The organism is Natrialba taiwanensis DSM 12281, assembly GCF_000337595.1.
GTDB classification, from domain to species: domain Archaea; phylum Halobacteriota; class Halobacteria; order Halobacteriales; family Natrialbaceae; genus Natrialba; species Natrialba taiwanensis.
Genome location: NZ_AOIL01000063.1, coordinates 1 through 10,079, shown reverse-complemented (window position 1 = coordinate 10,079; position 10,079 = coordinate 1). Strand labels below are relative to the sequence as shown.

At 55.9% G+C, this 10,079-nt stretch carries 7 protein-coding genes and 2 pseudogenes; 4 read left to right on the top strand and 5 right to left on the bottom strand.

Annotation, left to right across the window (positions count from 1 at the left end; translation table 11 throughout):
- Nucleotides 1-111: 111 nt before the first annotated feature.
- Nucleotides 112-462: pseudogene (locus C484_RS18125) on the top strand (transposase); the annotation flags it as partial.
- A gap of 68 nt (nucleotides 463-530) precedes the next feature.
- Here the strand turns inward: C484_RS18125 and C484_RS18120 are convergent.
- Genes C484_RS18120 through C484_RS18110 form a run of 3 tightly spaced genes read right to left on the bottom strand, consistent with a single transcriptional unit; the run spans nucleotide 531 to nucleotide 4,137 of the window.
- Complete coding sequence (locus C484_RS18120; protein WP_006827340.1) at nucleotides 531-1,988, bottom strand: ethanolamine ammonia-lyase reactivating factor EutA; 1,458 nt, start codon at nucleotides 1,986-1,988, stop codon at nucleotides 531-533.
- 14 nt (nucleotides 1,989-2,002) lie between these two features.
- Nucleotides 2,003-2,731: an ethanolamine ammonia-lyase subunit EutC gene (gene eutC / locus C484_RS18115; RefSeq protein ID WP_006827339.1), complete on the bottom strand. Its 729-nt coding sequence runs from the start codon at nucleotides 2,729-2,731 to the stop codon at nucleotides 2,003-2,005.
- Nucleotides 2,728-4,137 (bottom strand): ethanolamine ammonia-lyase subunit EutB, encoded by a 1,410-nt coding sequence (locus C484_RS18110; RefSeq protein ID WP_006827338.1) that lies wholly within the window; start codon nucleotides 4,135-4,137, stop codon nucleotides 2,728-2,730. Before C484_RS18110 ends, eutC begins: the two co-directional genes overlap by 4 nt.
- A 471-nt stretch (nucleotides 4,138-4,608) precedes the next feature.
- Between C484_RS18110 and C484_RS18105 the strand changes: the two genes are divergently transcribed.
- Nucleotides 4,609-5,181, top strand: a complete 573-nt coding sequence (locus C484_RS18105; RefSeq protein ID WP_239641012.1) for a helix-turn-helix domain-containing protein — start codon at nucleotides 4,609-4,611, stop codon at nucleotides 5,179-5,181.
- A gap of 51 nt (nucleotides 5,182-5,232) precedes the next feature.
- On the opposite strand, the gene C484_RS18100 is transcribed toward C484_RS18105, so the two are convergent.
- Nucleotides 5,233-6,357, bottom strand: coding sequence for a glutamine synthetase family protein (locus C484_RS18100; protein ID WP_239641013.1), 1,125 nt, complete (start codon nucleotides 6,355-6,357; stop codon nucleotides 5,233-5,235).
- Between the two features lie 518 nt (nucleotides 6,358-6,875).
- Between C484_RS18100 and C484_RS18095 the strand changes: the two genes are divergently transcribed.
- Complete coding sequence (locus tag C484_RS18095) at nucleotides 6,876-8,282, top strand: APC family permease (RefSeq protein WP_006827335.1); 1,407 nt, start codon at nucleotides 6,876-6,878, stop codon at nucleotides 8,280-8,282.
- A gap of 218 nt (nucleotides 8,283-8,500) precedes the next feature.
- Here the strand turns inward: C484_RS18095 and C484_RS18090 are convergent.
- Nucleotides 8,501-9,796, bottom strand: a pseudogene (locus C484_RS18090) (ISH3 family transposase).
- Nucleotides 9,797-9,973: 177 nt separating this feature from the next.
- On the opposite strand from C484_RS18090, the gene C484_RS23215 reads away from it, so the two are divergent.
- Nucleotides 9,974-10,079: IS1595 family transposase (locus C484_RS23215; protein WP_006827331.1), on the top strand; the 106-nt coding region annotated here is incomplete at its 3' end.

Sequence of the window (10,079 nt, the reverse complement as noted above, 5' to 3'; positions counted from 1 at the left end):
CCGAAGCTACGTCTTGCAGGGTTGCGCTGGTGCTGGACACACTTTCCGCACCCTGCTGCTTCGTACGTGACGCTTTCTATGACACGCTCTCCCATGTGCAAAAGTTGTCTTAATCACTACTGCATCCGGGTAGTCTTGGATGATCTCAGCACGCACAATCCGGCTGCCTTCTATCGGTTCTTCCCGCCCGAGAAAGCACGCGAGTATCTCGATCGTTTCGAGTTCTACTACACGGCTACGCACGGAAGTTGGCTGAATATGGCCGAACTCGTCTGGAGCACGCTCCAGACCCAGTGTCTCAACCGCCGAATTCCGAACGCAGCGACCCTCCAGTCGGAGGTCACTGCGTGGGAAACTGAGCGAAATAAGTTGGATGTAACGATCAACTGGCAATTCACAAACGAGGACGCTCGAACGAAACTACACCGGCTCTATCCGACTATCGAGGAGGCTGAGAACTAGTCACTCGACGGTTGGGATGGTACTTAGTAGTCAGGCTGCGATCGTGACGCGTCGGCGTCAATGGTGCGCTATGCGGCTGAACTTTCGCGACCGAACACGAGCGACTTGACGATAACGGGAACCGTTTGACCGGACAGTATCGGTTCCCCGATGTCAAGATAGTCGCCGTCACTTGCAGCAATCTCGTCGATAACGATGAGCGGGGACACGTCAGTCGAGATAGCACGGAGGCACTGGGCCAACGCTTTAGCACAGTTCTGTTGTGTTACGATGACGTATGGCAACTGGCGACGGGCATACCCCGATTCATCGTACGCCTGATCGAATGCATGAGCAAGCGCGGTGATACGGTCGTACGACAGTGTATCGAAGTTAGGGAGTGCCAGCGCGAGGCCGGCTACCTGGTCAGTCTCATACAGCGATAACCCTCGTTCGAGACAGTGTCGGAGATCGTCGGCCAATGACTCACGGTCAGTTCCCGAGAACGACGCTGTGACGACAGGGAGGTTCTTTAGGGGGAGAACAGACTCGTCGAACGATACTGTTGTTCCGCTGAATGATGTCGTTTGAGTCCCTGCACCGATGACGGTAGCGCGAATCATTTCTGTCGGCGGTCGAACAATCAGTGAGGATGACTCGAGTCGTTCACGAATCGCTGTCGCGAGTATTCCACCAATGTCTTGATACGCGAAGAGATCCTCGTCATCGTTCGCTGCGATCAATCGTCCCACGCCACCGCTGAAGCAGACGCCATCAATGGTTCGGGATGTGTACTCGTTGTTCCTGATTGTCAGTTCTTTCGTCAGCTCACTGCGTTCGGTTCCGTCGACCGTTTCGAAGACTGAATTGGCCATCAGGTCTACAAGTTCGTGGAGTGCAGCCTCGCTCGGGTATTTTCCAACTTCGATATCGAGATTTGCCTCGTTGATCAGTAGCGCTGCTGGATTGGAGATGTGCGTAACCCGCCCCGCCGTGTTGAAGCGAAGCAGTCGACCACCGACGTTGAGGCAGCGCGTCTCGACAATCGAGTCCCCTGCAAACAGACACATGTTAGTCGTGCCGCCGCCAATATCCACGTTGAGAATCGTCTTCTGTTTGTCCGAGGCCCACGTTGCTGCGCCAGAGCCGGTACCGGCCAGAACAGACTCCAGTTCTGGTCCTGCCGTTGCAACGACGAACTCGCCTGCGTCGGCCGCGATGCGAGTCACTAACTCCTCGGCGTTCGTCTTGTAGGATGATTCGCCAGTCACGATGACTGCGCCGCTGTCGATACTCGCCGGCGTGTATCCAGACTGTTCTAACTCTGACGTTACCAAGTCCTCGATGGCTTCGACATTGAGCGTCTGTCGATCGAGAAGTGGTGTCTCGTAGATCGCTCCCCGATAGACGAGCTCCGTTTGCTCAATATCGACGTCCAGGGCGCCGAGACCTGCTGATGAGATGGTAATTTCGCTGATAACAAGCTGCGTTGTCGTCGTCCCGATATCGATACCAACACTCGTCAATGTGTCTGTCTCACGACCCATCTCTCAGTGCTCCCTCATGTTAGTTCGATCCCACTCCCCTGTTGGTCGTGAATCGTGGCAACGAGGTCAACGATCTGTGCTCCCGCCTCTATCGCCGGAAGTCCGTCGGGATGAATATTCGAAATCACTGATTTCGTCGCCGTTGGCTTTCCACGCTCGGGGCCATAGACCAAATATGCGCTCAGGCTCTTGGCGGTGTTCAGCCCCGGTCGCTCCCCGATGAGGTTCACGACGATATCGGCTTCAAGTTCCTCGCCGATTGCATCCATGATGTCGACGCGACCAAACTCCACGAACAAGAGCGTCCCAACCGTGAACCCCCGCTCTTCGAACCCGTCGGTGAGCATCGGGAGGAGGTCAGCAATGTTCGCCTCAACGGCCGTCGAACTGAGGCCATCACAGACGATTATCTGAACGTCAGGAGCGTGAGTGCAGGCGTCGCGGATCTGTTCCGCCGTCTCCTCACTGATCTGCCGGCCGCGGTCGGGGCGGGCGAGATACTCATCTTGATCCGACACCAGACTTGTGACCTTCAGGAGACCTGCGTTCTCGATCGTTTCCTCGGAGACGTGCGTGAGGACAGCGTCGCGTGCCTGTGCGTGGTCGGCGCGGAATGACAGTACGGATGCTGTCCGGGGGCGTGTCCCGCTTCGACCGAGACCGAGCCGAGATGGACTGGCACTGGCGATCCGATCGAGTGCCGTCTCGTCCTCCGGATCGGTGTGAGGATCAATATCGGTCATGAGTTTGTCGACTCCTGTTTCCGTCCGTCCTCGTGTTCGCCCAGGAACACTGTCGGGTCGCCGGCTTTCGAAGTGAGGTGACCGTCTCTGGCGATTCCCATGTCTTCGAGCCATGACTCGAACTCTGGGGCCGGGCGCACGTCGAAGATATCCCATAGCGCTGCAGCGTCGTGGTAACTGTTCGACTGATAATTGAGCATCGTGTCGTCACCCATAGGGACGCTGATGAAGTAGTTCGATCCGGCGGCGGTCAGCAACACTGCCAAGCTCTCGATGTCGTTCTGATCGGCTTGGATGTGGTTGGTATAACAGGCGTCAATGCCCATGGAGATACCCGTGAGTTGGCCCATGAACACATCCTCGAGGCCTGCTCGGATGACCTGCTTTCCGTCGTAGAGGTACTCCGGGCCAATAAAGCCAACAACCGTGTTCACAATAAATGGGTCGTAACGCTTTGCGAGCCCGTAACAACGGGCCTCTAGTGTTACTTGATCGACGTCAGCATGTGAGTCGCTCGATAGCTCCGACCCTTGACCGGTCTCGAAGTACATGAAGTTGGGTCCGGAAGCGGTACAGTGCTCCTTGCCGAATTCGTATGCGTCGTCAAGAAGATCGATGTCAATACCGAAGCTTTCATTGCCGGCTTCAGTGCCAGCCAGACTCTGGAAAAGGAGATCGGCAGGAGCGCCGTTTCGAACGGCCTCGATTTGAGTCGTCAAGTGCGAGAGGACGCAGTTCTGTGTTGGGATGTTCCACTCCTCAATGAACTCCTTCGTCACTTCGAGGAGGCGTTTCGTCTGCTCGTGATTGTCCTCAACTGGATTAATTCCAATGACCGCATCGCCGACGCCGTACGAGAGTCCTTCGCAGATCGAATAGCGGATGTTATCCACGTCGTCAGTCGGGTCGTTTGGCTGTAGACGAAACGAGAGTGTCCCTTCAGTCCCAATGGTATTGTTGCAGCGCGCAGTAATAGTCATCTTCGCGGTCGCCTGAATTAAATCTATGTTGGACATGAGCTTCGTGACGGCCGCGATCATCTCGCTCGTTAGTCCCGGGCGAATACGATCGATATCCTCCTCGTTTGTTCGCTCGTCAACGAGGAACTCTCGGAGGTCGGCGACCGTCCAGTCACAGATTTCTTTGTATACCGTCTCGTCAACCACATCCTGAATGACGCGTGTGACCTCGTCGTCTTCGTAGGGTATCACGGGGTTCTCACGTAGCGTGGCCAGAGAGAGCTGACTGAGGACGTCCTTGGCGGCGACACGTTCGGCGGCTGAGTCAGCAGCAATACCTGCGAGTTCATCGCCGGACTTCTCCTCGTTGGCCTTCGCGAGTACCTCACGGATAGACTCAAAGGACTGGCACGATCCGGTGATGGTGGATTCAAGTTTGGGAGTCATAGACGGGATGATAGGGTATATTGCCCACAAGGGACTCGCTTATTACTCAGTCCGCCGACCGTGAGTATGGCCGTACTGCTCCGGCGAGTGGCGGTTCGTCCATGTGTATTGGCACCATCATCCATGTCTTATAGTTGATGCAGGTTCTATAGGTGTCTCTTTATGCGCTCATTTGCGACCATTTTTAACCTAGTTCGCTTCGGTGCACACTAGCTGTCCCACTTCACATACGTCCACTATTGGTGTAGTTTTCGGCCTTCTCATTGCCGCTCTCGACAGATATTAGCGTCCGAGAGCAAGTCGTATATGGGTAGTGTGAGTATCGCTACCTAGGGACTGTTTATCAACATGATCGAATACACGTTCAAGATTATACATCGAGGATGCTGGACTGAGACGGTCAACGACGAGTTTCCGGAACTGACGGCGACGATCGTCTATTCCTACCGGGTACGCGGAAATAGTATCACAATGATTGAGGCGGCAAACGTCGAGGCGGACGAGGTCGACCGCCTCGTCGAGTGGCTGGCGACTCACGAGGTGATGTCCATGGCACAACTAATCAACTACGACACCGACCGGAAAACGGCGGTCATCAGTCTCGTCGGCGACTATGATCATGACCCCAAAACCGAGCCAGTCCTGAATATCCTCCTGAAGAATCAGTGTTTCCCGTCGGTGCCGGCCACCGTCGCACGTGGACGCGAGCACTGGAGCGTCCTGACAGTGGATCATGAGCATGCGAGCCAAGCACACTCGGAGCTCCAAGAACTGGGCGCACTCGAAGTAGACGGACTGAAATCGCCTCAGGAGAGTCAACTCCTCACCAGTATGGGTGAGTTCAGACAGGCGATACAGGACCTCTCCCCCCGTCAACGGGAAGTCCTCCACCGAGCTATCGAACACGGCTACTACGAGTCGCCGCGTGGGTGCAACATCGAGACATTGGCGGAATTAGACGATGCGAACGTCTCTACCGTCGGTGAGCATCTCCGCCGCTCCGAAGCGAAGGTACTCACGGCGGCCGTCCCGTTCCTCCAGTGATTATCGATCAGTGGTTGTATTAGCGGAGTCGCCACACGGTATCCTCTCCAATCAGAAACTATCCAGGTATTCCGTTTGTTCCCACGCCGAGACGCTCTCCTGCGAGCGGTTGAACTCGTCTCGCTTTAGCTTCACAAACTCGTCGACGAGGGTTGCTCCGAGCGCATCTCGGAGGACAGTGTTCGATTCGAGGTTGTCGATCGCTGTCCACAGCGTCCGAGGTAAGTGGTTATGATCCTCCTCTTCGTAGGCGTTCGCGAGCGTCGGTTGGCCCGGTTCGGTCTTGTTACAGAGTCCGTCAAATCCCGCAGCGAACGTCGCTGCGAACGCCAAGTACGGATTGACAGCAGAATCTGGAATGCGGTACTCGATGCGTGTACCTGCACCAAGTTCCGGCGGGATTCGTATCGCCGTGGAGCGATTATCCGGACCCCATGCGATGTTGATCGGTGCCCACCGGCCAGGAACCAGCCGTTTGTATGAGTTCACAGTAGGAGCACAGACCGCTGTAAGCGCCATCGAATGGTCAAGAATCCCGCCGAGGAAGTGCCGTGCCTCGTCAGTAAGCCCGCTGTCACGTCGACCTTCGGGGAATTCGAGCGTCCGATCGTCGCTCGCGAACTGGTTCTCTGAGCTGTCCTTGTTCCAGAGGCTGAGATGGAAGTGCAGCCCGTTCGCGTCCTCATCTGTGTACGGACGAGGCATCATCGTCGCTTTGAACTCGTGACGGCGTGCAAGTGATTTGAGCATGTGTCGGCAGAAGACGACGCTATCAGCGATGGTTACTGGGTCGTCATACCGGATGTTCAGCTCGAATTGACCCGGATGTGACTCTGCGTGGATACCGAGCGGCTCGTATCCTGCGGTCGTCAATGCTGCGTCCCATTCGTCGATTAACTCAGCTGCTTGGTCAAGCGCCTCTAAGTCGTACGAACTTCGGTTGTTATACGGAACCAGCGACTCACCTTCAGAGCATAGGAGCGAAAACTCTAGTTCGATACCGATACGGGGTGTGTAACCTGCTGTTTTGAATGTAGAGACGACCTCCTGAAGCACACTTCGCGAACAGAGGTTGAACCGGTCACCCGTTGGTGTCTTTAGATTCGAGAAGACAATAGCCTCGTCTTCACGCCAGCTGAGCGGGGCGACTGAGTCCAGATCGGCTACCGCAACCATGTTTCCGTGTTCTGGCCCGTACCGAGCATTCGCCACGAAACTCGATTCGAGTGTGAGTTCGCTTACGCCGCTCGCGAAGCCAACCCCTTCATCGATAGCGGTCTCGACCTGTGTAGCTGGGAGCAGAGTTCCCCGGGCAGTGCCGTGGAGGTCTGTCCAGACGAGGCGGAGAGACGAATGGTCAATATCGTCAGAAGGGGTCATCGGTACCACCGTTGTCTATACCTATACAAAACTCTGTATTATTACTTTATCACACATATGTCAGTGATAGACATCAATTGGGTATATTTAAGCCCAAAATTGTAGGCGGAAATGGAATCGGTTGAAACACGCCGGAACATGTCATGAGGGCAAGGAGGCTCTTAAACACCCGCAAATTGACGAAGCAAGTGTCATGAGATAACTGACGACACATCTGATGGAATGCTACCACGGCACATTAGTTCACGAATGTGGACTCGAGGACGCACTGTTCGGTCCAACCGTCTAGAAGTTACCATCAAGGGACGGTAAGAATGGCTACAGAAGAATCAGAACTGGACGACTCGGAGTTCAGTCATACGGTCAGTTGGTGGGGACCAGCGGTCATCGCTGTGGGTCTGGTTGTCTCTACCTCGACGTTCGCGGGTGGCTATATCCTCGTCGGGCAAGCCGGTCCCGCGTTTGCGATCGCCCTGTTGCTCGGGTTCGCAGTCAACCTCCTAGCCGCACTCGCATTCACGGAACTTACGACGATGTTTCCCAAGGCGGGGCAGATCTATGAATACACGAAACAAGCGTTCTCCGAGTCTAATCGGAAGAATTCGTTGACTCTCGCTGCGGGAATCGGTACGGGATACTGGCTCCTGTTCGGTCTCGTCTGGGCTGCAGAATCGACTGCAGGAGCGAGTGCGATGGTACAATCGCTCAACGTCGGATCTATTGTGATCTGGATCCTAATTCTCAATTTGCTCGCAATCGGTGTCAACATGCTCGGCATCGGCACGACGCTCATCATTGAGGTGATCCTCATAGTCGTGAACCTTGGGATTCGTGTCATCTTCGGCCTTCTTGCATTGTTTGGTTTCACAAATCAAGGCACATCGAACCCCGCGGTTCTGACCGAGCAATTCATGCCATTCGGCTGGACGGGCGTTCTCATCGCGAGTACGCTTGGCGTCTGGGCGTTCATCGGCCTCGAATTTGCTACGCCGCTCGTTGAGGAGGTGAAAAATCCGGAAAAGAACATCCCGAGTGGAGTGTTCCTCGGTGCTGTAGTAATCCTTGTCGTCGGGTTAGTAATGGGCCTCGGTATCGCGTCGGTTCTCGATCCGGCTACCCGCCAGGCGGTATTCCTCGGCAATGCCCCCCAAATCCAGATCGGCAACCTCCTCCTGGGTGACCTCGGTGTCGGGATGGCCGCGCTCGCATCCTTCGCTTCGACGATGGGGGCGCTAGTCGCTGCCTACGCAGCGATTCCGCGGATCATCTACGCGATGGCTCGAGAGGGATTGTGGCCAAAGCAGTTCGCATGGCTGCACCCTCGGTTTGAATCCCCATGGCCGGCGATTGGTCTCACCGGCGGTATTGTGCTCATTCCAACGTTCTTCTCACAGACGGTCACGCTACTTATTAGTGCCGCGACGGCCGCGTGGCTGCTCGCGTACCTCTGGGTGTTCGGACTCGCTATCAAGCTCAAATGGTCTCATGCTGACGTTGATAGACCCTTCAGCATGCCGACCGCCGCATACGTCATTGGCATCGCTGCGACCGTGCTGGTTCTTGGGAGCTACGCCGCTTCGTACGGCATTGTGAATGGATCCGCACTGCTCGGCCTCGCGCTGTTGATCTTCGTCGTTGGGTATGCGTTCGCAAGATTCTGGATTTCGAGGCAGACACCAGAAACTATTACTCAAGCCTCCGCCAGCATGGCGGATGACTGAACAGTAACAGAAATAAACTATTTCGAGCCGAATGGAATCTAGTCACAGTACCTCACAAAGCGTCCCTGCTCATTCGGGCTGAAGCCGCAGTTTCATCTTGATCGGTAGTGATTGACGGTAGTTCTGCCCGAAGATCGAACAGAGTCGTCGCTGTCGGCGGCGGTCAGCCGCCGACGCGACGGCATTGCCACTCGCAGGGAGACTGGCTTGGTCGGGCGTTAACGGTGGAACCGATCGTCTGGTGGCCGATTTGCAGGGACGACCCGCCGCACCGCAAGGGCCGTCCATGCTGCCCGGCACAGCATCTTGATGAACTCCTTGAATGACCACGACCAGAGGCGACGCCCGCCACGGCGGGGCGTCGCCACGTACTCCCAGTGCAAGTACCGCCAGACGTTCTGTAACAGCAGACTCACCACGACGTACAACAGCCGAACCACCGGATTTTGCGTTGTCGTCGTCGCAATGCTTTGCTCGGAGAGCCGGTACGTCGCCTCAATACCGAAGCGTTTCGTGTAGTGGTATCGAGCATCGCGTGGTGAGTCGATAAACGGCGCGTCAGCGGCGTAGCCGTGACGCGCCACACCGTGTTCATCGTACCGTCCGTTCAGGTATGTACAGTCGATGTAGATGGGAAACTCGACGGTCCAGCTGTGACCGTCGAGTTTCCCTGTCAGGTCGTGTTGGATGACGCGACTCCATCCCCCCGAGAGTTCCTGCTGAATCGTCTCACCCCATCGGATGATTGGGACAACGTAGGCGTAGTTGTGCGCCTGCAACAGCGTGAGACACTTGCTGTCGTAGAACCCGCGATCGAGATAGACGGCCTTGACTTCGGTGTCAAGGCCGTCGAGAACACCGAGAAATTCAGCGAGGACGCTACTGTCGGTATCGCCGTCCTCGAGACGGCGCACCGCCAGCGTGTAGCGTTTGTTTTTCACACGCGCGTAGAGTGTGGCGTAGGCGTGGAACGAAGTGGTTCCACGCTTNGTTTGTTTTTCACACGCGCGTAGAGTGTGGCGTAGGCGTGGAACGAAGTGGTTCCACGCTTCGCTTCCGAGTGGTAGAGAGCGTCTGTGTTGTCTTCGTCACCGTAGTAGGGCCGCAGGTGGAGGTCTGCGCAGACCTCCACCTGCTCGGGGAGGAGTTCGACGACATCTCGCCGAAGGAGCGTGTTTGCGACTCGTTCGAGCCATTCCGGCTCGAACTTCGTCCGGAGATGATAGAGAATCGCGTTTGCTGATGGCGAGTTCTCGCTGGAGTTGNGGCTCGAACTTCGTCCGGAGATGATAGAGAATCGCGTTTGCTGATGGCGAGTTCTCGCTGGAGTTGCAGAGCGTAGAAATCGAGGTCCCGCCGGCGGTCGCGCCGACGAGGACCTCGTAAATGTCCTCTGCGTCGATTTCAGCGTTGTTGGCAAGGTTCAGAGTAACTTCCTCGTCAAGCTGGTTGACGAGGAAGTTAAGGAGCTGGTCCTCGTGGATTTCACTGTCTGCTTGTTGGGTCTTGAACACACCTTCAGCAAGCAGACGTTCTAACTAACCGGCTTTGTGAAGTACTGAGTCTTCGTCCACGATCTCTCAAAAGCGCTGATTCTCATACGCTCTTGGGTAGAGGATTGTTGGTCACGATTCAGCGGTAGCTGAAAGTCGTAGCAGGCAAGGGTGCGCAGTCGCGCCACCCGACGAAGCATGATTCCACTCAAGACGTTCGTCTCGGAGCGTCGTGCCGCGAACCTGCTGGCACAGGTTCGCTGGCGTGACGGCGTCTATTGCCCACGCTGCCGTGGCGAATCCG

Excerpts from the sequence above, each read along its gene's own strand:
- C484_RS18120 (WP_006827340.1), bottom strand. The coding sequence starts at position 1,988 with ATGGGTCGTGAGACAGACACATTGACGAGTGTTGGTATCGATATCGGG.
- eutC (WP_006827339.1), bottom strand. The coding sequence starts at position 2,731 with ATGACCGATATTGATCCTCACACCGATCCGGAGGACGAGACGGCACTC.
- C484_RS18110 (WP_006827338.1), bottom strand. The coding sequence starts at position 4,137 with ATGACTCCCAAACTTGAATCCACCATCACCGGATCGTGCCAGTCCTTT.
- C484_RS18105 (WP_239641012.1), top strand. The coding sequence starts at position 4,609 with ATGATTGAGGCGGCAAACGTCGAGGCGGACGAGGTCGACCGCCTCGTC.
- C484_RS18100 (WP_239641013.1), bottom strand. The coding sequence starts at position 6,357 with ATGGTTGCGGTAGCCGATCTGGACTCAGTCGCCCCGCTCAGCTGGCGT.
- C484_RS18095 (WP_006827335.1), top strand. The coding sequence starts at position 6,876 with ATGGCTACAGAAGAATCAGAACTGGACGACTCGGAGTTCAGTCATACG.